General features: G+C 44.3%; 24 protein-coding genes. 23 read left to right on the top strand and 1 reads right to left on the bottom strand.

The genetic code is table 11. From position 1 onward, the window contains the following. From WKF69_RS08775 to hemH, 22 genes are all read left to right on the top strand, one after another. A partial coding sequence (locus tag WKF69_RS08775; protein ID WP_340381225.1) for an amidohydrolase/deacetylase family metallohydrolase occupies positions 1 to 996 on the top strand: 996 nt, incomplete at its 5' end. Between the two features lie 28 nt (positions 997 to 1,024). After that, positions 1,025 to 2,299 carry an amidohydrolase/deacetylase family metallohydrolase gene (locus tag WKF69_RS08770; protein ID WP_340381224.1) on the top strand — a complete coding sequence of 425 codons (1,275 nt, stop codon included), beginning with the start codon at positions 1,025 to 1,027 and terminating at the stop codon, positions 2,297 to 2,299. A gap of 26 nt (positions 2,300 to 2,325) precedes the next feature. Then, positions 2,326 to 3,591: an amidohydrolase/deacetylase family metallohydrolase gene (locus WKF69_RS08765; protein WP_340381223.1), complete on the top strand. Its 1,266-nt coding sequence runs from the start codon at positions 2,326 to 2,328 to the stop codon at positions 3,589 to 3,591. A gap of 20 nt (positions 3,592 to 3,611) precedes the next feature. Continuing rightward, positions 3,612 to 5,267, top strand: a complete 1,656-nt coding sequence (locus tag WKF69_RS08760) for an aminotransferase class V-fold PLP-dependent enzyme (protein WP_340381222.1) — start codon at positions 3,612 to 3,614, stop codon at positions 5,265 to 5,267. Between the two features lie 20 nt (positions 5,268 to 5,287). After that, positions 5,288 to 6,031, top strand: a complete 744-nt coding sequence (locus tag WKF69_RS08755; RefSeq protein WP_340381221.1) for a carbohydrate-binding family 9-like protein — start codon at positions 5,288 to 5,290, stop codon at positions 6,029 to 6,031. A gap of 19 nt (positions 6,032 to 6,050) precedes the next feature. Further along, positions 6,051 to 7,625 carry a PQQ-dependent sugar dehydrogenase gene (locus WKF69_RS08750; RefSeq protein ID WP_340381220.1) on the top strand — a complete coding sequence of 525 codons (1,575 nt, stop codon included), beginning with the start codon at positions 6,051 to 6,053 and terminating at the stop codon, positions 7,623 to 7,625. A gap of 173 nt (positions 7,626 to 7,798) precedes the next feature. Further along, a complete protein-coding gene (locus WKF69_RS08745) occupies positions 7,799 to 8,743 on the top strand; it encodes an amidohydrolase family protein (RefSeq protein ID WP_340381219.1) in 945 nt (314 codons plus the stop codon). A 23-nt stretch (positions 8,744 to 8,766) separates the two neighbouring features. Next, entirely contained in the window at positions 8,767 to 9,687 is a 921-nt protein-coding gene (locus tag WKF69_RS08740; RefSeq protein ID WP_340381218.1) for an RraA family protein, read from the top strand. Between the two features lie 18 nt (positions 9,688 to 9,705). Continuing rightward, positions 9,706 to 10,824: a bile acid:sodium symporter family protein gene (locus tag WKF69_RS08735; protein WP_340381217.1), complete on the top strand. Its 1,119-nt coding sequence runs from the start codon at positions 9,706 to 9,708 to the stop codon at positions 10,822 to 10,824. Positions 10,825 to 10,826: 2 nt separating this feature from the next. Then, positions 10,827 to 11,255, top strand: coding sequence for a nuclear transport factor 2 family protein (locus WKF69_RS08730; protein ID WP_340381216.1), 429 nt, complete (start codon positions 10,827 to 10,829; stop codon positions 11,253 to 11,255). Between the two features lie 3 nt (positions 11,256 to 11,258). Next, entirely contained in the window at positions 11,259 to 11,939 is a 681-nt protein-coding gene (locus WKF69_RS08725; protein ID WP_340381215.1) for a bifunctional 4-hydroxy-2-oxoglutarate aldolase/2-dehydro-3-deoxy-phosphogluconate aldolase, read from the top strand. A gap of 18 nt (positions 11,940 to 11,957) precedes the next feature. Then, a complete protein-coding gene (locus WKF69_RS08720) occupies positions 11,958 to 12,869 on the top strand; it encodes a TIM barrel protein (RefSeq protein ID WP_340381214.1) in 912 nt (303 codons plus the stop codon). 25 nt (positions 12,870 to 12,894) lie between these two features. Next, on the top strand, positions 12,895 to 13,854 hold the full coding sequence (locus WKF69_RS08715) for a D-2-hydroxyacid dehydrogenase (protein WP_340381213.1): 960 nt from the start codon (positions 12,895 to 12,897) through the stop codon (positions 13,852 to 13,854). A 71-nt stretch (positions 13,855 to 13,925) separates the two neighbouring features. Beyond that, positions 13,926 to 15,104, top strand: coding sequence for a glycerate kinase (locus WKF69_RS08710; protein WP_340381212.1), 1,179 nt, complete (start codon positions 13,926 to 13,928; stop codon positions 15,102 to 15,104). 49 nt (positions 15,105 to 15,153) lie between these two features. Continuing rightward, positions 15,154 to 16,560, top strand: coding sequence for a D-alanyl-D-alanine carboxypeptidase/D-alanyl-D-alanine-endopeptidase (dacB, locus tag WKF69_RS08705; protein WP_340381211.1), 1,407 nt, complete (start codon positions 15,154 to 15,156; stop codon positions 16,558 to 16,560). 61 nt (positions 16,561 to 16,621) lie between these two features. Then, on the top strand, positions 16,622 to 18,094 hold the full coding sequence (gene crtD / locus WKF69_RS08700) for a 1-hydroxycarotenoid 3,4-desaturase CrtD (protein WP_340381210.1): 1,473 nt from the start codon (positions 16,622 to 16,624) through the stop codon (positions 18,092 to 18,094). Between the two features lie 100 nt (positions 18,095 to 18,194). Next, entirely contained in the window at positions 18,195 to 18,818 is a 624-nt protein-coding gene (locus tag WKF69_RS08695; RefSeq protein WP_340381209.1) for a lysophospholipid acyltransferase family protein, read from the top strand. Between the two features lie 2 nt (positions 18,819 to 18,820). Continuing rightward, the gene (locus WKF69_RS08690; protein WP_340381208.1) at positions 18,821 to 19,912 is read left to right on the top strand and encodes a glycosyltransferase family 2 protein; all 1,092 of its coding nucleotides are present in this window, start codon (positions 18,821 to 18,823) and stop codon (positions 19,910 to 19,912) included. Continuing rightward, positions 19,912 to 20,544, top strand: coding sequence for a carotenoid biosynthesis protein (locus WKF69_RS08685; protein ID WP_340381207.1), 633 nt, complete (start codon positions 19,912 to 19,914; stop codon positions 20,542 to 20,544). Before WKF69_RS08690 ends, WKF69_RS08685 begins: the two co-directional genes overlap by 1 nt. Positions 20,545 to 20,688: 144 nt before the next feature. Continuing rightward, complete coding sequence (locus WKF69_RS08680) at positions 20,689 to 21,537, top strand: 4-hydroxy-3-methylbut-2-enyl diphosphate reductase (protein WP_340381206.1); 849 nt, start codon at positions 20,689 to 20,691, stop codon at positions 21,535 to 21,537. 14 nt (positions 21,538 to 21,551) lie between these two features. Continuing rightward, a complete protein-coding gene (locus tag WKF69_RS08675) occupies positions 21,552 to 22,235 on the top strand; it encodes a fatty acid desaturase (protein WP_340381205.1) in 684 nt (227 codons plus the stop codon). Between the two features lie 80 nt (positions 22,236 to 22,315). Further along, positions 22,316 to 23,332: a ferrochelatase gene (hemH, locus tag WKF69_RS08670; protein ID WP_340381204.1), complete on the top strand. Its 1,017-nt coding sequence runs from the start codon at positions 22,316 to 22,318 to the stop codon at positions 23,330 to 23,332. Here the strand turns inward: hemH and WKF69_RS08665 are convergent. Continuing rightward, entirely contained in the window at positions 23,322 to 24,557 is a 1,236-nt protein-coding gene (locus WKF69_RS08665; protein WP_340381203.1) for a glycosyltransferase N-terminal domain-containing protein, read from the bottom strand. The two genes, hemH and WKF69_RS08665, sit on opposite strands and share 11 nt — an antisense overlap. 64 nt (positions 24,558 to 24,621) lie before the next feature. On the opposite strand from WKF69_RS08665, the gene WKF69_RS08660 reads away from it, so the two are divergent. Continuing rightward, a partial coding sequence (locus WKF69_RS08660) for an NAD(P)-binding domain-containing protein (RefSeq protein ID WP_340381202.1) occupies positions 24,622 to 25,030 on the top strand: 409 nt, incomplete at its 3' end.

Here is a 25,030-nt window from a genome sequence, read left to right as displayed (position 1 = left end):
TTTGCCGGTACTGATACGAACAGCATTTCAGCTAATTCTCCTGGCGGGCAGTTGCCTGATGCTTTTTCTTTCAGGTCAGGTGTAACCACCATGGTAGATGCCGGATCTTCGGGCTGGCGCAATTTTCCGCTCTTCAAAGCCCAGATAATAGACAAGGCCCAAACTAGGGTGCTTGCGTTCCTGAATGTGATCGGCAGCGGCATGGTAAGCCGCTACGGGGAGCAGGATGTCAGTGATATGAATCCTGTAATGAATGCAAATATGATCAGTCGATTATACCCAAAAATCCTGATTGGAATTAAATCTGCTCATTACTGGGGCGATTTCACATCAGTAGATAAAGCCGTTGAATCGGGAAAACTCGCCAGTGTGCCTGTAATTGTAGACTTTGGTGAGCATAAACCGGCTAACTCCATAGAATCATTGTTTATGGAACATTTCAGGCCTGGGGATATTTTTACGCATACTTTCTCTGAGCACATAAATGGGGACCGTGAAGCCATTGTAGATGTAAAGTCCCGAAAAGTAAAACCTTTCGTATTTGCTGCGCAGAAACGTGGGATCATATTTGATGTGGGACACGGAGCAGGAGCTTTTAATTTTAGTCAGGCCATACCAGCACTAAAGCAAGGTTTTATGCCCAATACGATCAGTACCGATCTTTATAACTTAAGTATGAACGCTGCTTTGAAGGATATGAGCAACCTGATGTCGAAATTCCTGGCAATGGGGATGTCCCTTCAGGACGTTATTCTCAGATCGACCTGGAATCCGGCAAATGTGATACAACGCCCTGATCTGGGTCATTTAAGCGTCGGCGCAGATGCGGATATTGCTGTATTTAATCTCAAAAGCGGCACATACGGCTATATGGATGTACGACGAACAAAAATTCAGGGCAATCAAAAGTTGGTGGCTGAGTTAACGGTACGGGCGGGCAATATTGTTTGGGACCTAAACGGCGCCGGTGTGCCTGTCTGGACTTCAGCGAAGTGAAATACATTATATTAAAAAATGCAGGCATATGAAAATTAATTTTATAATATCATATAAGAGACTTCTAAGTTGCTCTCAAAAAGCACTTCTCTGCATTGGACTATTCGTTTTAGTTGCGCCCTCAACAGTAAATGCCCAGGAAATCGATATCTTGTTGAAAGGCGGCCATGTCATTGATCCAAAGAATAATATCAACTCAAAATTGGATGTTGCGATTGTAGCGGGAAAGATATTTCGGGTAGCTGATAACATTCCTTCAAATACAGCTAAAAATACGATCGATGTAACCGGGCTGTACGTTACACCCGGAATTATCGATATGCATGCACATGTTTTATCTCCAGGTCGTCCGCAAGCGGATGCTTTCTCGTTTCGGGCAGGGGTGACTACAATTGTCGATGCAGGTTCTACCGGTTGGAGAAACTTCCCGCTTTATAAGTCACTTACAATAGATAAGTCACAAACCCGGATACTCGCCTTCTTAAACGTTGTAGGAGGTGGTATGTTAAGCCGTTATGAAGAACAGGATGTTAACGACATGAACCCGGTGATGAACGCATATATGATCAAGCGCTTATATCCGGGGGTGTTGGTCGGGATTAAGTCTGCGCATTATTGGGGTGACTTTACTTCAGTCGATAAAGCAGTGGAATCGGGAAAGCTTGCTAATGTACCTGTAATTGTCGATTTTGGCGAGCATACTCCGACAAACTCGATAGAATCATTATTTATGAAACATTTCCGACCTGGAGATATCTTTACCCATACTTTTTCGGAAATAAACGGCGGCCGTGAGTCGATAGTGGATGAAGCTACCCGCAAAGTAAAACCTTTTGTATTTGCTGCGCAGAAAAGAGGTATTGTATTCGATGTGGGACATGGCGCAGGAGCTTTTAATTTTAACCAGGCCATACCAGCATTCAAGCAGGGTTTTTCCCCTAATACCATCAGTACTGACCTCTACCAGCTTAGCATGAACGGTGCCATGAAAGACATGAGCAATGTGATGTCTAAATTTCTCGCAATGGGGATGCCGCTTCAGGATGTTATTTTACGCTCAACGTGGAATCCCGCCAAAGTGATTAAGCGTCCTGATCTGGGCCATTTGAGTGTGGGCACCGAAGCCGACATCGCAGTATTTAATCTTGAAAAAGGCAAATTCGGCTTCATGGATGTTCGTAGAAGTAAAGTAATAGGAACTGAAAAACTAGAGGCCCAGCTTACTATTCGCGCAGGGCGCGTGGTATGGGACCTGAATGGATTGAGTGTGCCCGAATGGACTATGCCGGTAGCCTCAAACTAATTTGTTAACCAAAGTAAATACTTAATATGATGAACCTGGTAATATCTCTCAAAGGGCTTCGGTTTCCGAATCGGGCCATGGCAGTTGTTGGATTCTTGTTTTTACTGACTCCTTGTATTGCTGTCGCCCAACAGATCGACCTTTTAATTAAGGGAGGACACTTGATCGATCCTAAAAATAGGATCGACTCAAAGATGGATGTGGCTATTGTTGCCGGCAAAATATTTAAAGTAGCGGCCAATATACCAGCCCAGGAAGCAAAGAAGGTAATCGATGCGGTTGGCTTGTATGTAAGCCCCGGACTAATTAACATCCATACTCACGTGTTTGCCGGAAGTAATGCAGGGTTTACTGATGGTACATCCAGCCAGTTACCTGATGCTTTTGGCCCACGCGCAGGAATCACTACAGTTGTAGATGCGGGCACTGCAGGTTGGCGGACATTTCCGGATTTTAAATCGAAAATAATTGATAAATCAGTAACACGCGTGCTGGCCTTTTTAAGTATCGCAGCTTCGGGATACTCGGTTGATAATGCTCAGGAGAATGTCGAGGAGATGGATGTCCAAAAAACAGTGGCAATGATAAGGGATAATCCCGACATTATAACAGGAGTACGGATCGGCCGGTATGAGGGAACCAGTTGGGTGCCTTTCGATCGGGCATCCGAAGCAGCACGGATTTCTAATTTGCCTCTTTTTGTTGAATGCCATCTTCCACAATACTCCCTTGAAGATCAGTTAAAACATATGCGGTCAGGAGATATTATGACACATGCTTTCGAGAATGTTTCTGAGCGTATGACCGTTGTTGACGAAAAGGGTAAGGTCAGGCCATTTGTATTGGATGCCCAAAAACGGGGCGTACTATTTGACGTGGGACATGGCGGCGGCGGGTTTTGGTTTAACCAGGCCATTCCAGCTATGAAACAGGGGCTGCTCCCAAACTCCTTCGGCACCGATGAACATCGTACAAGTATGAATTCGGGCATGAAAAACATGCTCAACGTGATGTCGAAGTACTTAAACATGGGAATGGACATCAATGAGGTGATATCCCGCGGGAGCTGGAACGCCGCCAGGTCAATAAAACGCGAGGATCTTGGGAATTTAAGTGTGGGGGCAGTCGCAGACATTGCCGTGTTAAATGTAATAACTGGAAAATTTGGTTTCGTCGATTCTGGCAACAATAGGATCGAAGGGGACAAGAAGTTGGAGGCTGAATTAACTGTAAGAGCGGGAAAGGTGGTATGGGATCTAAATGGGCTTGGAGCAATTCAATATAAACAATAGAAAAGGATTAATTTAAAAATATGAAACGCAGAAACGCAATTAAAGGCATGGCCATACTCCCTTTAACGGGTGGCTTGTTATCGAAAGATTTAGTGGGTTCTCCCCTGGAAGGCAACAATGTTTTGCCCGCGGGCCAGTCCGCTGCCGCAGTCGTAACGGAGGGATCTTTTATGGCCAAAACAAATATATTCCGTTCCATCGGTGTTGAGCCGGTAATAAACTGCATGGGTACTTATACCATCATTGGCGGGTCTATAGAACGCCCGGCAGTTCGTGCAGCTATGGAAGCCGCTGCACACAATTTCGTGCAGTATGATGAATTAGCTGACGGTATTGGTCAAAAGCTGGCCGATCTGACCGGAACTGAATGGGGGATGGTATCAGCCGGATGTGCTGCAGGCCTTAAACATGTTACCGCCGCTTGCGTAACAGGGGGAAATCCTGAAATCCTTATTCGTATTCCGGACCTTACGGGCCTTGAGAAGACTGAAGTAATTATCCCGAGATATGCAAGGACGTCCTATGACCATGCTATACGAAATATCGGGGTTAAGATTGTGCATGTAACTACGGCCGAAGAGCTGGAAAAAGCAATTAATCCGAAAACGGCAATGATCTATCTGACTACTAGCAGTACGTCGGCGACCGGACAACCGCTGTCGCTTGAAGTAATTGCAGGTATAGCTAAGCCAAAGAACATTCCGGTATTGGTAGATGCCGCAGCAGAGAACCTCACTATTCCACCTGTCCATCTTAAACGTGGCGCCACGATAGTTGCCTACAGCGGAGGTAAAGCTATTTGCGGTCCTCAGTGCGCTGGATTATTGTTGGGTGACAAAGCTATATTAATGTCGGCGTGGCAGGCGAGTTCCCCCCATCATGGTCCTGGTCGCGACAATAAAGTCGGGCGCGAGGAGATGATTGGAATGCTTGCCGCAGTGGAGGACTGGACGAAACGTGATCACGAGGGTGATTGGAAGAAGTGGATGGGCTGGATAGATACCATGGAGAAAAAGGTCTCTGGCATATCGGGGATCAAAACAATCATCACTGAGCCAGCAGGCCTCGGGAATAAATCGCCAGTTTTAACTGTTAGCTGGGACCCTGCAAAATTGAATGTTACAGCTTTCGATATCGCTGAAGAGCTTGGAAGGAATAAGCCCCGGGTTGCCCTTGCGGCCCGTGATCAATCTGATGGTACAACCACGGTTAATATTACAACCGGCCAAATGCAGGCTGGAGAAGAAAAGATCGTAGCCGACCGCCTGTTTGAAGTGCTCTCGAAGAAACGCAGCCCCAAACCTGAAATGGCTACACCTGTTGCAAATCTTTCCGGACGGTGGAATGTGAATATGAAATTCTTCAGCAGTACAAGCGATCATTCGTTCACTATCGAACAGGAAGGGAACTGGCTGAGCGGTACGCATAGGGGCGATTTGGATGTAAGAAATCTGAATGGTACAATAGACGGTGACCAGGTGAGACTCAGGACCACTATTCCTATTGCAGGCGATAGCCTTAGCTTTCTATTCTCCGGAGTAGTAGCTGGCGACTCCTTGTCCGGAAATGTCCATTTGGGTGAATACAGGACTGCAACCTTTACTGCTACCCGGAATAAGTCGAAAGCTGTCCGCGAAAGAGTTCAGATTCCCGGTGGGCCGCCGTTGGCAACCTGATTAGTGTATATTTATAATATATGCAGAGAATATTAAGATATAGCTTGTTGTCAGTAATCTTATTGGGCAGTCTGGTAACATCTACCGCTCAGGAAATGCCGAAGGCAGACCTGGCAGCGTATAAGGTCAAGAAGTTAAAACAGTCTATCCAGATTGATGCAAACTGGAATAAACCTGCGTGGCGAAGGGTCAAATCAGTGCACATTAAGAATTTTATGGGTAAAACTCCCTCATTTATTCCTGTTGCACAAGCGAAAATGATGTATGATAAGGACAACCTGTATATTATTTACAAGGTTAATGATCGTTTTATAAAAATAGTAACTGATAAAATCAATGGTCCGGTGTGGAGGGATTCAGCTGTCGAATTTTTCTTTTCGCCAGATGCAGATGAGCCATTAAAATATTTCAACCTTGAAGTAAATGGCGGCGGCACGCCTTTGCTTGCCTATAGCGGCAGTCGTGATAAACGAGTAAACGAACAGGATATTCGTTTAATTGAAATAGCACATACCCTGCCTGAAACGGTAAATCCTGAAATGACAGAACCCCGCGAATGGACGCTTGAATGCAGGATTCCGATTAACATGTTGAAAAAACATGGTACAGTAACCCAGCCCGCTAAGGGGATTGAGTGGAGAGGTAATTTTTATAAGATTGCTGAGAACACGTCGAATATACATTATATGACGTGGTCGGTGATAAAAAATGACAGGCCCAATTTCCATCTCCCTGAATTTTTTGGAGTCTTAAAGTTTCAATAATTAATTAAATAGCCTGAGGATGTATAAGAAAATTGTTTCATTTATTATCTGTCTGACGGTAATCGTATCCTTTGTATCATTCAGAACTATGCATGTTACTCAGGATCCCTGGCGTGCACCGGCATGGGCAGATACCTTACGTAACCCATATCCCGTACGTTGGGGGGCGAAAGTTGCTCCGCAGGCACTACTAAGTGAGGGAGAAAAGATGTACAATTTATATTGTGCTTCATGCCATGGAATAAATGGATCAGGTGAAGGTGCACCGGGGATGACTTTCGAAGTAAAGCCTGCGAATTTTCATAGTAAGGGGGTGGCTTCTCAGAAGGATGGTGCATTATTTTGGAAATTATCCGAAGGAAGAGGTGCTATGCCGGGATTCAAATCTCTTTTGTCATCAGATAAACGATGGCAAATCATCTCGTATATACGCCAGCTCGGGAATGCAGACTTGGGCAATCCGGTGAATGTTCTGCCCAAATCTTTGCCTGTTAAGGGGTTTTCGATTAATCGCACATTCCCGAGTAAATATTTCCCTCTTCCTTCAAAGGTATTGAATGTGTACAGTTCCGAAAAGCAGCGGTTCATGGTTGATACGGTCGTTTCAGGATTGATATTGCCCTGGAGTATTGTCTTCCTGCCTGATGGTTCAGTTCTCATCGCCGAGCGTTCAGGCCGTTTGCGCCAGGTCAAAAATGGTAAGATGCAGGAAAATCCGATTGGTGGCAATGTGCCTAAAGAGCTTCGGGATATTAAACTTCATCCTCAGTTTGCAAAAAACTCACTTGTTTACATTACCTATTATATTGATCCGGTTAAGCCTTTGGGAGGATACACGGCCCTGATGCAGGCGAAGCTCGTGGGTGATAAACTGATTGATGAAAAAATTCTATACAAAGGTGGTCCGTTTAATCAGTCTGCATTCTTTTATGGCAGCAGGATAGAGTTCGACAAAAGCGGTTTTCTGTTTATGACTGCCGGAATAGCAGGCCCCCGAACAAATGCACAGGATCTTTCAACCGTAGCCGGCAAAACATTGAGGTTTAATGATGATGGTAGTATCCCGAAAGATAATCCATTTGTAAACAAAGCAGGCGCTTTGCCGGAGATCTTTTCGTACGGCCACCGCATGCACCAGGGGTTAGCACTTAATCCAAAAACTGGGAAGCTTTTTTCAACTGAGTTTGGCGAACTAGGTGGAGACGAGCTTAATATTATCAAACCCGGGGCTAACTATGGCTGGCCGGAGGTAAGTTATAGCCTGGAATACAGTGGCGCTGTTCTCGCCAAAGATTCTCTGCGTGCAGGTATTGAAGCCCCCGTTCATCACTGGACTTTTGCACCTTCTGATCTGGATTTTGTTTCAGGTGAACGTTATCCCGGATGGGATACAAATGTGTTTATCGGCGGTTTGTTAAAACGGTCATTGCTTCGGGCTGAATTGAAAGACGACAAATTTGTACATGACGAAATACTTCTTCAGAATATTGGACGGATAAGAGACGTGAAGTTCGGTCCCGACAAATTCTTATACATAATGACCGAGGATACCGGACTGATTGTAAGGTTAGTACCAGTAGTAAAAAATAACTAGAGGATGGTAATTTGAGTTGTTAAAGATTAGATGAAACAAGGCGTTGTGGTTTCAGGAATCAATTGGGAGCGATAAGTAAAGGACGCAGAACCTTCAAATCGGGAATGAAAGAAAGGTCGAACTGAATGGTTTGGATGGAGCAAATTTTTTAAAATTCATTAAAATATAATCATATGAACAGAAGGGATATCGTTAAAGGTTTAGCTGCTCTGCCTCTGGTAGCTGCTTTTAGACCACTTGAAGGAGTCTTGGCAAGTCATCCGGCAAAAAAAAGATTAATAATCGACACACATGTTGAAACATGGAATTTTGACCCACGCTTCCCCTTCAAGCATCCCGAAAACCCGAATTTAAAAGTTCAAATTGAAGCTCCCATTGAGAATCAGATCGGGCAAATGAAAGACTTTGGCTTGAAATACGGTGTACTGATCAATCCACGATATTATGGCTGGGATAATTCCTACATGGCGAACTGTCTGAAAACCTATCCAAAACATTTCGTTGCTCACGGATTATTAAATCCGGCAGATCCTAAGATTGCGGATAACCTCCGCTATTGGGTGAAAGAACATGGGTTCCAGGGAATGCGTTTTAGTCCGATCTATCATCCGAAAGAAAAATGGCTTAACTCGCCAGCCCATTACCCGCTGTGGAAAGAGGCGGAAAAGCTTGGTGCTGTTTTTAATTATTATATCGTACCGCATCAAATGCCGATGCTGGAGGATATGGCTGAGCGTTTCCCCGGAGTTAAAATAGTGATTGATCATGCAGGGAAGCCAGATTTGAAAGCTGCCGACTGCTGGCCGGAGTTCAGAAAAATGTTTAAGCTCAAGCGTTTCCCACAGGTTTGGATAAGCAATTCAGAGCCCTATGAAATGTCGGAGATAAAAACTTATCCCTATACTGATACACTACCTTTTTACAAAGCTATTTATGAAGAGTTTGGGGCTAAGCAAATTATATGGGGAACTGGCTATCCGCGTCCGCGTTGGGAATTGCCCATGGATAAGGAGTTAGAATTTGTAGATAAATACTGTGATTTTTATAGCGATGAGGACCGGGAACTGATCCTTGGAAAAAACGCGTTGAAGATCTGGAAATTTCCTCGCAAAGCTTAACATCACATAATAAAAAAGATAACATGAAATTTAAACTGTACTTTTTGGCTTTTGCAGTAGTTCTGCTTTTTCCGTTAACACTATTGGCTCAAACCATCCCTAGGGAGGAATTGATCTTTCTGACATCTGAGTGGAAAGGAGAACGTTTCGCAGACGGCCGTCCCAAATTACCTGAAGACCTTTTAAACCGGGCAAAATCTATTGGCATAGAAGAGGTCTGGCAGATTTTAAACAATGAGGGTTATCTATATCAATATGAAAGAAATTGGAAAATGCTTCATGATGATGTAACGGTAATAGGCCGGGCGCTTACCGCTAGTTATATGCCGCTTCGCCCGGATCTTGAAAAAAATATTTCCGGCAGGGCGGCCAAGGATGGTCGCGCTGGTCGTCACCTCCATTGGCCGATCAATATGCTGACCCAGGGAGACGTATATGTAGCTGATAACCGTGGCCGTGTGGGTTCATTGATGGGAGATAATTTAGCAAACGCAATCTACAGGAACTCAGGCAATGGTGTAGTATTCGATGGCTTCGCCCGTGATGTGGAGGGCCTCGAAGAAATAAAAGGTTTTAATGCGTTTGTTCGTGATTTTGCTCCCCAGTTTCTACAGGGCGTTTTGTTAATGGGTCTTAATACCCCTGTTACGATCGGCCAGGCTATCGTCCTTCCCGGTGACTTAGTCATAGCGGGGAAAGCAGGAGTTGTTTTCATCCCCGCTCATATGGCTGAGTTAGTTATTTCAACTGCAGAATTTATCGCTTCAAAAGATCGATTTGGTCATGAAATGATAAAAAACGGACGTTACAAAGCAGATCAGGTAGATACTCAATGGAGCGATGAGATCAAAAAGGAATATCTTGCCTGGCTGGCTAAAAACCCTTCCGAAAAAAAGATAAGCCGGGAGCAGCTTGACAAGTTTATGTTAAAAAGAACATGGTAGTTAATTAATCAAAGCCGAATGAAACTGATATTTAAGATAGTATTGGGCCTGGGAGCCTTTTGTTTGGTTGCTGCTGTTATTTTCTATGCAAGCGACAATAGGAGATTGGCTGAACCTTTTTTGATCTCTGCCCTCCTTTCACTTGCTATAGGTATCAGGGGTGCCAGCGCGTTGAAAGGGTTCGCTTATCCGATAATGATCATTGGGGTAGTTTCTACTGCTCTGATGTTTCCCCAATACCTGATCGAAATCAATGGTTTTAAGCTGTCATTACTGATTACGCCCCTGATCCAGCTGATTATGTTTGGGATGGGAACCACAATGAGTTTTAAGGATTTTGTGGGGATATTTAAATCTCCAAAAGGTGTATTGATCGGAGTAGTAAGCCATTTTATTATTATGCCCTTGTTGGGATTCAGTCTAGCTAATATGAGCAATTTCCCCCCGGAAATAGCGGCGGGAATAATTTTGATCGGTTGCTCCCCTAATGGGGTTGCGTCAAATGTTATTTCATATCTCGCTAAAGCAAACCTTGCGCTCTCTATTACCATAACTGCAGTATCAACCATGCTGGCTCCTTTCGTAACACCTCTGCTGATGAAATTATTAGCAGGTTCTTTTATAGAAATAGACGTTCTTGACATGATGTGGGATATAATTAAAATGGTTATTCTCCCGATAGGTGTTGCTCTGCTGTTCAATGAGTATTTAAGTAAGAAAGTAAAATGGCTGGAGTCTGTCATGCCATTAGTATCCATGTTCGGGATCGCTTTTATTATAATTATTGTGACTGCATTGGGAAGAGATAGCCTTCTACAGGTTGGCCCGGTACTGATACTGCTTATGCTTATCCATAATTTAGCGGGCTATACTTTGGGATACTGGTCAGGGCGCATGTTTAAAATGAATGAGCGTGACTGTCGGACCATAGCTATCGAAGTTGGAATGCAAAATGCAGGGTTAGCTAAAGGCCTGGCCTATGGTATGGGTAAACTGGAAACGGTAGGTCTGGCACCAATGATCTTCGGCCCTTTAATGAATATAACCGGGTCAATTCTCGCTTCATATTGGCATCGGAAGCTCCCCCCTGAACAGGACCCTGACCTTGTTGTATTGAAACCATCAGTAACTAAATAACTATGAGAAAAGGAATAATTACATTCGTCATTTGCTGTTTTATCGTCAATAGCACATTTGCACAGAGCAAGGATCAGAAAATAATTGCTGAAATCGTTAGCACTTTTAACAATGCCATAATTGCAACAGACAGTCTTGTTTTAGACCGACTGGCACATAATGATTTAAGTTATTGCCATTCGAGTGGGCTTATCCAGAATAAGGCAGCCTTCATACACGGGGTGATCGTCGGGCCTAACTTCTTTAAATCATTTCAACTGAGTGATGAGACAGTACGAATTACTGGCAAGGATGCTATAGTCAGACATATTGCTACTGCTCAGGCGGTAAATAACGGCAAAGCTGTAGAGATCAAATTCGGAAATTTGATGATATGGCAAAAGAATAAGGGACAGTGGAAATTAATCGCACGACAAGGATATAAATTGTAGTAGATGAATAAAAAGTCAGAGCTTTTAAAGTTAATCCCTGAACAGGGTATTGTACCATTATATTATTCGGATGATCCTGTTGTCAGTATTGAATTGATGAGAGCATTATACCATGCCGGGATCAGAACTACTGAATATGCAGACCGGGGTGAAGCGGCAATGAAGAATTTCAAAGAGATGCGTAAAGCCTGCGATTCCGAAATGCCGGGAATGTATTTGGGAATTGGCACCATTAAGAATGTTGATTCTGCCAAGGCATATATTGAAGAAGGTGCTGAGTTTCTTGTGTCGCCAGGAATATTCGAACCTGTAATCGAGATATCAGATAAAAACAACCTGTTGTGTATTCCCGGGTGTATGACACCAACCGAGATCATTCAGGCTGAAAAAACAGGCGTAACGATTGTAAAATTGTTTCCGGCAAATACCTTGGGCCCTTCCTACATAGAGGCGGTACAAGCATTGTTCCCTGGAATAAGTTTTTTGCCAACAGGGGGTATTGAGTTGAACGCACAGAATCTTATATCGTGGTTTAAAAGTGGTGTGTGCGCGGTTGGCGGCAGTAAACTGATCACAAAAGATATTATATCGAATAGGCTATATTCTCAGTTGACAGAAGATGCGGCTGTAGCATTTCAACTGATTAACACTATCAAAAGCGATTTAAAAAACAGCGGCAAATAATCACCTTAGTTAAATGATATGAACGAATCACTTTATAAATATATGAAAGTTGGGTTGGTGCATTTTATGGCATTCCCAGCTACGATCAAAGGCGAGGGCCCGGTTGTTGAAACAGTGAGAAAAATCGTTCTTGACGATTATTTCAGTGCAATTGAAATAACTACAGTAAAGGATGCTGGCGAGCGGGAAACAGTTAAAAAGATGCTCGAAAGTTCACACATGACTGTAGCTTATGGAGCGCAACCCCGGCTCTTAACTACAGGCTTGAATATTAATGACCTGAATGAGGATGGGCGGCTTCAGGCCATCGCCAACCTAAAGCAAGGCATAGATGAAGCCTACGAAGTTGGAGCTTCAAGTTTTGCATTTTTAAGTGGCACCTACGAGGAGTCTACAAAAGAAGAATCCTTTCAGGCGCTTGTAAAATCTACAAAACAGGTATGTGCCTATGCGGCAACCAAGGGTAAAATGAAGATCGCTTTAGAGGTGTTTGACTACGACGTCGATAAAAAAAGCCTGATTGGTCCGGTTAGTTTAGCTCTTCGGTATGCCAAAGAAATACGTCAAGAATATGTTAGCTTCGGGTTAATGGTAGACCTGAGCCATATTCCTTTGATACATGAAACCATAGAAGAATCTTTGTTACCTGTGAAAGATTATATCGTGCATGCACATATTGGAAATTGCGTTGTTAAAAGTCCGGATATGCCAGCTTATGGAGATGTACATCCTCGTTTTGGATTTCCTAACGGCGAGAATGATGTGGATGAAGTTGTAGATTATTTAAGGCTCTTGCTTAAAATCGGGTTCTTAAATACTGAAAAACCACCGGTGGTCAGTTTTGAGATCAGGCCTTTCGGTGATGAAGATCCTGAAATTGTTATAGCAAATGCCAAAAGGACTCTCAACGAAGCCTGGGCAAGAGTGTAGATTAATTGATAATTTGAAGATAGAAATGAAGATAGTTGTACTGGATGGTTATACCTTGAACCCGGGCGATATAAGTTGGGAAGCAATAAGCAAACAGGGAGATTTAAAAGTTTATGACCGCACACCGGAAGATAAGATCCTGGAAAGAGTTGGAGATGCAGAATTAGTATTCACGAATAAAACACCACTCAGGGAGAATATTCTGAAACGCCTGCCCGGTCTTAAATATATAGGGGTGTTGGCTACCGGTTATAATGTCGTTGATGTTGACTATGCGAAGGCAAATGGGGTAATCGTTGCTAATGTACCAGGCTACGGGACTGCTTCGGTAGTTCAGATGACAATAGCACTGCTTCTTGAACTCTCCTTACACGTTCAGGAGCACAGTGATTCGGTTCGTGCAGGTGATTGGGCGACCTCTCCAGATTTTTGCTATTGGAAGTTTCCTTTGGTAGAACTGGAAGGGAAGACGATGGGCATTATAGGGTTTGGCCGTATTGGTCAGAAGGTTGCCGATGTTGCCAGTTCATTTGGAATGAATATTATAGGTTCATCCAGAACTAAAACTGATCAATCAGCACGTAAGAACTTCAGATGGGCAGAAGTGCCGGAACTATTAAGGGAATCGGATGTAGTTAGCATTCACTGCCCTTTATTTCCTGAAACAAACGGCCTGATCAATCGTGAAAGCCTTAAAACCATGAAATCTTCTGCATTTCTGCTGAACACCTCACGCGGGCCGCTTGTAGTTGACCGTGATCTTGCAAATGCATTAAATGAAGGTATCATTGCTGGTGCCGGCATTGACGTGCTTTCGGTCGAGCCACCGTCAGATGATAATCCTCTTTTCAAAGCTAAAAATTGTATCATTACCCCTCACATAGCTTGGGCAACCAAAGAGGCAAGGTCGCGGTTAATGGACTTAGCTTCGCAGAATTTAGCGTCTTACTTAAAAGGCAGCCCTGTTAATGTAGTAAATAAGTAGGCATAGAGATTACTCCCTTTTCCTACATTTGTGCCAGATGAATTTACTTATCAGTAAATATTCAGCATTTTATGTATATCCTCATAGCCCCAAACGCCTTTAAAAATAGTCTTAATGCCCCGGAGGTTGCTCTTGCAATCGGACAAGGGCTGCAAAGCTCGAAGCTTTCGTGTACTACAGAGTGCTTCCCTGTCGGGGATGGCGGGGACGGGACTGCACAATTAATTATTGATAAGTTTAAGGGTACTGCGGTGCCGGTTGAGGTCCACGACCCGCTGGGCAGGAAAATACAGGCATCATTCGGGCTGATCGAAAAAGGCAAGACTGCCGTTATTGAAATGGCTGATGCTTCAGGGATCCGCTTATTGAATACTGATGAGCTAAACCCATTCAAAACCTCATCCGCGGGGACCGGGGAGATGTTACTGGCCGCACTCGATCAGGGGGTTTCTACTATTATTATTGGCCTGGGAGGATCAGCGACCGTAGACGGCGGCGCCGGGATGCTCAGCGCCCTTGGGGTGAAATTCTTTGATGCCAATGACTCTCCCTTACACAGGCTCCTCTCCTTTGGAGAGGCGGGGGTGAGGCCTTACCCGATACCGGAAGATCTTTCTCAATTAGCACGGATAGATATCTCTGCAATTGACCGCCGGATCTTCAAATGCAGGATCATCGTCCTCTGCGATGTAGATAATTATCTCTTAGGGGAAAACGGCTCGGCGGCAGTGTTTGGACCGCAGAAGGGGGCAAAAGATTCAGATGTTCCTGAGCTGGAGAAAATACTCGGGAATATATCTGCCCTTGGTTTTAAGGAAACGGGCAATAACATGGACAAGGTAAAACATGGCGGGGCTGCCGGCGGACTTGCTGCTGCGCTGCATGCCTTTTGCAATGCTGAGCTGGTTGCCGGGGCTGAGCACTTTTTACAACTAACCGGTTTCGAAAAGAGCCTGAAAAATTGTGACCTTGTTATAACCGGCGAAGGCAGCCTCGATGCTCAAACGCTCCAGGGCAAAGCGCCTTTCGCTGTATCTGTATTGGCGAAAAAGCACAATATACCCGTTGTGGGAGTTGCCGGCCGCGTGCCGCTTGGCAGCAATGCGGAATTAGATCAGCATTTTAGTGTTTTGCAATCCATCGGCCATGAGCCTTCAGGCCTGGCTTCAGCCATTGCGGATACAGAAGCAAATCTGATCCGTACAGGGACCCTGATAGGGAATTTATTTTCGCTATCAACGAACAAATGATTTAATTTTACGCTTGTAAGCATTACCAGCGTCCTAAAATACCCCATCCATGAGAAACCTTGTTTTCCTTTTCCTGATCCTTTGTAATTGCAATGTTTCCGCTCAGCCGCTCCCGCAGCGAATCGCGAGCGCCTATAAGAAATTTGCTTCCGATCAGCAGCTTGCATTCGGTACAGCCTCGCTTACCGTATTGAATGCGTCAACAGGAGAAGTTATTTTTACTGAAAACGGAAATACCGGCCTCGCTTCGGCATCTACATTAAAGACAATAACCGCTGCTACAGCCTACCATTTACTCGGTAAGGATTTTACCTGGGAAACCACACTGGGCTACACTGGCGCTATTTCCGGTGTTGGTACCCTCAACGGAGATATTATTATTAAAGGCAGCGGCGACCCGAGCCTGGGCAGTGACCGTTATGATCAGACAAAAAGCGAAACTATCTTAAAAAGATGGGTTGATGCCGTGTCAAGAGCGGGCATCAAAAGGCTTACCGGGCGGATAATTGCCGATGACCGTTTATTCGGGACTCAAACTATGCCTGGCGGCTGGACATGGCAGGATATGGGCAACTATTATGGTGCAGGGCCCTCTACATTAACCTGGCGTGAAAACCAGTTTGACCTGATATTCCGGCCTGGCATTGTCGGTCAGCCAGCTGCGCTCCTGCGGACGGAGCCGGACATGAGCTACCTGAAAATTGTGAACGAAGTAACAAGCGGCAAAGCAGGGACAGGCGATAATGTTTACGTATACTCTGCACCTTATTCTAATGTTGTTTATTTACGCGGCACCTATGGGGTTGATCTTAAAAAGGCGATCTCAGCGTCTGTGCCGGATCCGGCAACTGACCTCGCACAAACTCTTAAGAACAGGTTAAAAGCTGTCGGCATCAGTGCGGGAACAATTATTACCGCAAGGGAGCTTGTGGCCGATAAACTCACATTCCAGCCGGATACTAAGATCTTAGATACCCACACCTCACCCACCCTTGAGAAGATAGTCTACTGGTTTAATCAGAAAAGCATTAACCTGTACGGAGAGCACCTGGTAAAAACCATCGCCTGGAAACAGGGTAAGGAGGTCACCACACCTGAGGGAGTGAGCGTGATCAAAGATTTCTGGAACAAGAAGCTGGGCATTGACAAAAATGCAATGAATATCTATGACGGCAGCGGGCTATCTCCGGCTAACCGCATCACTACCATGTCGATGGCACAGATTCTCCAATCCCTTAAGAAGGAACCATGGTTCCAGCTTTATTACGAAAGCATTCCGGTGTATAATAATATGAGGGTGAAAAGCGGGAGCATCGGTGATGTGATAGCTTATGCCGGATATCAGACCAGCGCTAACGGAACGCCTCTGGTTTTTTCCATTATGATGAATAACTACAGCGGAAGCAGCTCGGCAGCGAGACAGAAGCTGTTTAACGTACTCGACGTTTTGAAGTAGAAGAGGGAAACGAGATGCGAGATATGAGATGCGAGAAGTAGAATAACGATTAGCGAAACAGATGTCCGGAGCCGCAAAAAAAGCAATAGTTATCGGCGCCGGTATCGCGGGCATCGCAACGGCTATCAGACTTGCGGTTAAGGGGTATTCGGTAGATGTATATGAAGCAGGAGCTGAGCCGGGAGGCAAACTTTCCGAGATCAGATCGGGCGATTTCCGCTTCGACGCAGGCCCCAGCCTATTTACCATGCCTCAGTATGTCGATGAGCTTTTCAGGCTTGCGGGCAAAAAGCCAGAGAATCATTTCAAATACATCCGGCTCGATACTGTTTGCAAATACTTTTTTGAAGATGGCACGGAGATCAAGGCCTATGCTGACAGGAATAAGTTTTCTGAAGAGATTGAAAATAAAACTGCCGATACTGCCAGATCCGTTCACGATTTCCTTGATAAAAGTGAGCAGATATACAACATAACTGATCCTGTGTTCCTTCAGCGGTCGCTGCATAAATGGAGGAATTACTTTAACCTGACCACGCTGAGATCGGTGCTTCGCTTCCCCCGGATAGACCCTTTCCGTACGATGAACCAGGCGAATGCGGCGGAGTTTAAAGATTCAAAAACTGTTCGCTTATTTAACAGGTACGCCACATATAACGGTTCCGATCCTTATCAGGCACCGGCCACACTAAATGTCATCCCGCATTTTGAACAGCACTTTGGAGCATACTTTCCGGAAGGAGGGATGTATTCGATTGTCAGGTCGCTTGCTGACCTGGCTATAGCTTGTGGGTTGAAATTTCATTTCAACACTTATGTAGATGAGATTGAACTGCGTGAGGGGAAAGCTGCTGGCGTAAGAATTGGTGCAACTTCGCATTTGGCCGACGTAGTGGTGTCTAATATGGATGTCTGGTATACCTATAGAAAGCTTCTTAAGAATATCCCGGCTCCGGAAAAGATCCTCCTCCAGGAGCGAAGCAGCTCTGCCCTGATATTCTATTGGGGAATTAACAAGTCTTTTCCAGAGCTTGAACTTCATAACATCTTTTTTACGGAAGACTATGAAACTGAATTCCGGCATATCTGGCAGAAGAAAGATGTTTGTGCAGATCCGACCATTTACCTGAATATCAGTTCCAAGATCCAGACATCTGATGCACCCCCGGGATGTGAAAATTGGTTTACGATGATCAATGTACCCTCAAACTCAGGTCAGGATTGGGATGCATTGATCGCTGCCGCCAGGCGCAATATCCTGTCGAAATTGTCACGCATTCTTAAAACAGATGTTGCCAGTTTAATCGTGTCAGAACAGATCCTCGATCCGCGCACCATAGATTCGCAGACGTTCTCCTATCAGGGTTCGCTGTACGGAAGCAGCTCCAACGATCAGTTCGCCGCATTTTTACGGCACGCCAATTTCTCCTCCAAAATAGATGGTTTGTTTTTCGCCGGGGGAAGTGTCCATCCGGGAGGCGGTATCCCGCTGGCCCTGCTTTCAGCTAAAATAGTTGACGATTTGATTCAATAAAGCTCATTTCTATTATCTTAGTTGCTGTAACTAACTTACTCTGCTGTCATTGCGAGCCTGCCTGCGGTAGGCAGGCGCAGCGCGGCAAAACCAACCACCAATGCTTGAACCCCGCCGGAACAAACTCATCCACTCCCTCTTTTCCTGGTACATCAGCCGGATCATCGGCTCTGATTTCCGGAAGCTGGAGTTTAACGAGGTGAGCTTCGAAAAGGACAAAGCTATTCTCTTACTGGCCAATCATTTTTCATGGTGGGATGGATTCTTAATGTTTCATGTCAATAAGGTCTACTTCCGGAAGAAATTCCATGTGATGATCACAGAAGAGAATTATGAAAAGGTATGGTTCTTGAAATACCTGGGGAGCTTCTCTGTAAAAAAGAATTCGCGGAGCATAATTGAAACACTTGAGTATGCCGGCCGTTTACTGGATGATGCGGATAACCTGGTTCTGCTCTTTCCGCAAGGCAAGCTTTATTCAAACCACACAGACGATATACAATTTCAAAAAGGCCTGATGAATATGATAAACATTTCAAAAAGGAAGTTTCAATATATTTTCGCAGCTAACTTTCTTGACTATTTTGAACACCGCAAGGCATCGCTAACCTGTTATTTGCAGGACTGGGAGGGTGCCGAGTTTACGAGCCTCCAACTGATAAAGAGCGCTTACAATAAACATTATGAAGCATCGCGCCAAAAGCAAAGCGCGCACGGGGTGTAACTATGATACTGATCTATTTCATTTTTCTCTTTCTGATCCTTCGGTTTACCGTTACCCTGTTCAACTTTATCTCGAACCCAAAGCTTACCAGCTCACCGAGAGAGTACGATGATTTCGTATCTGTTCTAATCCCCGCAAGGGACGAGGAACAGAATATCCTCAACCTCCTGCAATCCATACGCGAACAGGATTATCCGCATTATGAAGTGATTGTGCTTGATGATCATTCTTCAGACCGGACTTTAGAGATCTGTGAGAAATTCGCTGCATCCGATAAGCGTTTCCGGGTGGTTCCGGGCAAGGAGCTTCCGAAGGACTGGCTTGGAAAGAATTATGCCTGTTACCAGTTAGCTCAGGAAGCCCGGGGAAAATTCTTAATGTTCCTGGATGCAGATGAAACGGTAGCCGATGGCTTACTAAATAATGCAGTACACAGGATGAAGTTTTATCGCCTTGACCTGTTAAGCCTCTTTACAAACCAGGTTATGGTCACGCTCGGCGAGCGGATGATCGTGCCCCTGATGCACTTCATCCTTTTGAACCTATTGCCCTTGCGACTGGTCAGGTTATCTAAAAGCCCTGCTTTCTCTGCTGCAAGCGGTCAGTTTATGATGTTCAAAGCTGAGAATTACAAGGAATACCAATGGCACGAAATGGTGAAGAAAAAAGTGGTTGAAGATATTGAAATAATGAGGTCGGTAAAGGGGCTGGGATTCAGAGGGGAAGCTTTGCTGGCCAATGGCTATGTCTTTTGCCGGATGTACAGGAACTTTACGGATGCCTTCCGGGGATTTAGCAAGAACCTGCTCGCAGGGTTTAATAATAACGTTATCGGCTTGTTCCTTTACCTCCTGCTGGTGATCCTTGGTCCGCTTGCCATGGCGTACATTCTAAGCGCCGAGCTGCTATTTTTTGCCATGGCATTGATCATTTTGAGCCGGGTCATGATCTCGCTGATGTCTGGCCAGAATGTCTGGCTTAATATCATCCTGCATCCTGTACAATTACTTTCCATGTTATTCATTGCAGTAATATCGGTGAAAAAGTATTTCACTAAAACTATAGTCTGGAAGGGAAGGCCAATCAGAATCTAATGTTTACCAAAGAGAATATATGCAGCCTGGTCATCGTCCTTTTTCATATAGTGGGATTATATGGTTTTTTGGATCCGGACTTAACGGGCTTCTTCATAAAGCTGGTGCCTTTCCATTTACTGCTGATGCTGGCGCTTTTGATGATCTCAGGGTATGACCGCTCAGGAAATTTCAGGCTATTTGCCCTGATCGTTTTTACAGCCGGGTTCTTAATTGAAGTAGCTGGCGTAAATACCGGCCTGATCTTCGGTTCTTATACCTATGGAGGCACCCTTGGATTTAAGCTTTGGGAAACCCCACTGCTTATCGGCGTAAATTGGCTGATCCTTGTATATTCTACCGGCGTTGTCCTCAGCACTTTCCGATTAAATAAGTATTTGCTGGCGCTGCTGGGTGCTGTGATCCTGGTTGGTATTGATTTTCTTATCGAGCCTGTCGCCATCCGGTATGATTACTGGAGCTGGAGCGGAGGAATTATTCCCCTGCAGAACTATTTGGGATGGTTTATCGTTTCTTTCATAATGTTCATTCCCTTTTTAAGCTTGAATTTTAAGAAGCAAAACCGTTCTGCAATTGTTTTTTTCGCGGCACAGGTGTGTTTCTTTATCATCTTGAATAAATGGGGTACCTGAAAAGATTTTAGTATTTTTGTGTTTATAATCGTTTGCAGCTCAATTACTCTTTAAATGAAACCATCATGATTTTGCCAAAACCGCAGGAGTATGATTATAAAATCATGATAGCTTCATCTCCATTAAAAAGCAAAAAATAAACGGATGAAATATAATCTTCAGGTAACCATCGATCAGGATTCGGGTTTTTGCTTCGGGGTTGTGTATGCCATTGATATGGCTGAAGATATCCTTGCAGAAGATGGGTATTTATATTGCCTTGGCGATATTGTACACAATGACGAAGAGGTAGCGCGTCTTAAGGAAAAAGGTTTGAAAATCATTTCTCATGAAGAGCTGGCCCAGATAAAGAACGAAAAGGTTTTAATTCGTGCTCATGGCGAGGCGCCAGAGACGTATAAGCTAGCCCTTGAGAATAATATTACCCTGATTGATGCTTCCTGCCCTGTTGTATTAAAGCTTCAAAACCGGATAAAAAATACTCACGACAGCAAAGAGAAGGTGCTGATATTTGGCAAGCATGGCCACGCAGAAGTTATAGGCCTGCAGGGCCAGACAAATAACGAGGCTATCGTTTTTCAAGACATAGCTGAGCTGGAGGACGTTGACCTGCCTGACAAGTTTACCCTGTACAGCCAGACTACAAAGAGTACGGCAAAGTTCTATCAGATAAAAGAGGAGCTTATAAGCAGAGGGTATGACATCAAGGCTAATGATACGATCTGCCGTCAGGTTTCAAACAGAGATGAGGAATTAAGGAAGTTCGTTAAGAATTTCGATCATATCGTGTTTGTTTCGGGAAAGAAATCCTCGAATGGTAAAGTATTATTTGAAGTTTGCCTCCAGTTTAACCCTAACACCTATTTCGTATCTAACGAAAGCGAACTAAACAAGGAGATGTTTAATCCTGGTGACCGGATCGGTATTTGCGGAGCTACATCTACTCCGATGTGGCTGATGACACAAGTGAAGAACGCACTGGAAGCGTATTAAACAAGCCTTAAATTATGTCTGCAGTGAGATCAAATATTGGCGTATTTGCAGCCTTTTCAATTATCAGTGCATGGCTCATTTCCGTTGTGCTTCTGATGAACTGGGAGTTTAGTTTCAGCAATCCCTTAGTATATGTTATGATCCTGGTTCAGATGCATTTGTACACGGGGCTGTTTATCACCGCACATGATGCTATGCACGGCACGGTATCGGCGAACAGATCACTGAACAATTTCCTTGGCCAGGTCTGCACTATACTATACGCCTGCTTCCCATTTAAAAAGCTTCATACAAAACACCATGAGCATCATGCACATGTCCACACAGAAAGGGATCCGGACTATCATCATGGAAGCTTTCTTGCGTGGTACTTCAATTTTATCAGGGAGTATATTTCATGGTGGCAGATAGTGTTAATGGCAATCATCTTTAATGTTCTGAAGATCTGGGTTGCTGAAACAAATCTGCTATTATTCTGGGTGCTGCCATCTTTGCTCAGCACTTTACAGCTCTTCTATTTTGGCACCTGGGTTCCCCACCATGGCGAGCATGATAATCAATATCAGTCGCGGACTCAGGACAAGAACCATATGTACGCCTTTATAACCTGTTATTTTTTCGGCTACCATTATGAACATCACGATTCACCCGGAACCCCCTGGTGGCGGCTTTGGAAGCTCAAGGAGGCCGATAAATAATTGTTTTATTAAAGTCAAATCAGCAGATGCATTTTTTTCTATTGGATCTCAGGATTATCTTTGCCGCTCTTTAAAAGCATATGAATAAAAAAGGTGTACTACTTGTTAATCTGGGCACTCCCGACAGTCCTTCCACTGCAGACGTAAGAAAATATCTTAACGAGTTCCTCATGGATGAGCGTGTTATTGATGTCAACCCGGTTTTACGCACTATGTTGGTGAAAGGTGTCATAGTTCCATTCCGGGGGCCAAAATCTGCTAAACTATATAAAGAGATCTGGTCTGAAATAACAGGATCGCCCTTGATGCATTACAGCCTGCTGCAAAAAGAGCTGCTTCAGAAGCAATTAGGAGATGAGTATCATGTGGAGCTTGCTATGCGTTATCAGAGCCCCTCTATTGAATCTGCGTTAAAGAATTTGAAGGATGCACAGGTTGAAAGCATCAGGGTTTTGCCGCTTTTTCCTCATTATGCGTCCGCGAGCTCAGGCTCAGTTCTGCAGAAAGTGATGGAGCTGGTATCTAAATGGAAAACTATTCCGAATATCTCATTTGTGAATTCTTTCCATGACAATGAGCTCATGATCAAAGTATTCGCCGATAATGCGAGAAAGCATCAGCCGGATACTTATGATCATGTATTATTCAGCTTTCATGGGTTGCCCCAGCGTCAGTTAAAGAAATCAGATCACTCGGGGAAGCACTGTCTCCAAACTGACAATTGCTGTTCGACCCTGACCGATAATAACAAGTTTTGCTATTCTGCCCAGTGCCATCACACAGCGAGGCTTATTGCCGGTCAGCTTTCTATCCCTACGGATAAATTTACTGTGTGTTTCCAATCACGTTTAGGAAAAGATCCTTGGGTTCAGCCATACACAAGTGTCGTGATTGAAGAACTTGCGAATAATGGTTTCAAGCGTTTACTTGTATTTTGTCCGGCTTTCGTAGCTGATTGCCTTGAGACCGTTTATGAAGTGACGGTTGAATATGGGGATGAGTTTAAAAAATTAGGCGGAGAGCATGTTCAGTTGGTAGAGAGCCTGAACGATCACCCTCTTTGGATAGATGCATTGGAAGGCCTGGTTAAGGCTTAAAGAATCCCTGTTCTTTTATATAATCAAGAATGATCTTTGTAGCGCCAGCTTTGCTCATAACATACTCCTTCGCCAGAGTGCCAAGCTCATTTCTGACAGCAGGATCTTCAAGATAAGACATTCGCTGCTGTAGTTCCTCTGCATCTTTTATTGTAAAGGATGCCCCTTTTTCAATCAGATCTATAGCTTCCTGAAATTTATCATAGTTAGGCCCGAATATTACGGGTAAGCCGAATGCCGAAGCTTCCTGAGTATTATGTATACCTGCTCCGAACCCCCCGCCTATGTATGCGATATCCCCGTATTGATAGAGGCTGGAAAGCATTCCGATATTATCGATGATAAGCACTTGCTTATCGGATGTAACAGGTTTTATTTCTGATAATTTTACAGAATTTGGGAACAGTTTTTCAATTGCCTTGATATGTCCCGCATCGATCTCATGCGGGGCGATGATAAACTTCCAGTCTGAGAACCTCTCAGCGAGCCCGGCAATTAGGACTTCATCCTGAGGCCAGCTGCTTCCGGCAATAAATACCCTTGATCCCCCGCAAAAATCTTTAACGGCAGGGATTTCTGTGACATGGCTGATGTTTTTTGCCACCCGGTCGAAACGCGTGTCCCCTGTTACACCAACGTTTGTTATCCCGAGCTTTTTAAGCAGATTTTTGCTGTGATCGTTCTGCACAAAGAAATAAGATACCATAATGAGCATCTTTCTATGCAAGCCGCCATACCATTTGAAGAAGGGCTGATCTTGCCTGAATATCCCGGAAACTATGAACAGAGGAATATCCTGATCGTGGAGCTCTTTAAAATAATGGTACCAGTATTCGTATTTGGTAAAAACGGCAATGGATGGGTTTACTAGCCTGACAAACTCTCTTGCATTTCTCGGGGTATCTAAAGGAAGATAAAAAACGTGATCTGCTAATTGATAATCTTTCCTGATCTCATAACCGGAAGGTGAGAAGAACGTAATAACGATTGCGATGCCGGGGTATTGTGATTTGAAGTCTTCCAGAACGGGCCTTCCCTGTTCAAACTCTCCCAGCGATGCAAAGTGAAACCACGCGCGCTCATTTTCTGTACTGATTTCATTATCAATACGATGTATGATGTTTCTTCTTCCCTCAATCCAGGCCCTTGCTTTTTTATTTTTCAGGGAAGCCAGGAGTACAAGAAAGTAATACGCTCGAATACCTAAATCGTACAAAAAAAGCATTTTGGAACTTAATTCTTATCTTCGCCGAAGATAATGTAAATCTTGTACTAGAGTTAAAATATAAATGAAGATAGCCGTCGTCGGTACCGGATATGTAGGTTTAGTAACAGGCACTTGCCTGGCAGAAACAGGCAATTCGGTTATATGTGTTGATATTAATGAGGAAAAGGTGAAGATGATGCAGGGTTTCGAACTGCCTATCTATGAACCTGGGCTAGAGTTGTTATTTCACAGGAATATTGAACAAGGCCGTTTAAAATTTACTACACATCTCGCAGAAGCCATAGAAGAAGCAAATATCATTTTCCTGGCTTTGCCAACGCCGCCGGGTGAGGATGGTGCAGCAGATCTGAGTTATGTTCTGGGAGCTGCCAAAGACATTGCTAAGCTGATTAAGGATTATAAAGTTATTGTTACTAAATCCACGGTTCCTGTTGGAACAGCAGATAAGGTGATCAAAGTTTTTAAAGATA

The organism is Daejeonella sp. (assembly GCF_037719425.1).
Taxonomy (GTDB): Bacteria; Bacteroidota; Bacteroidia; order Sphingobacteriales; family Sphingobacteriaceae; genus Daejeonella.
This window is presented reverse-complemented; position numbering and strand designations above follow the sequence as displayed.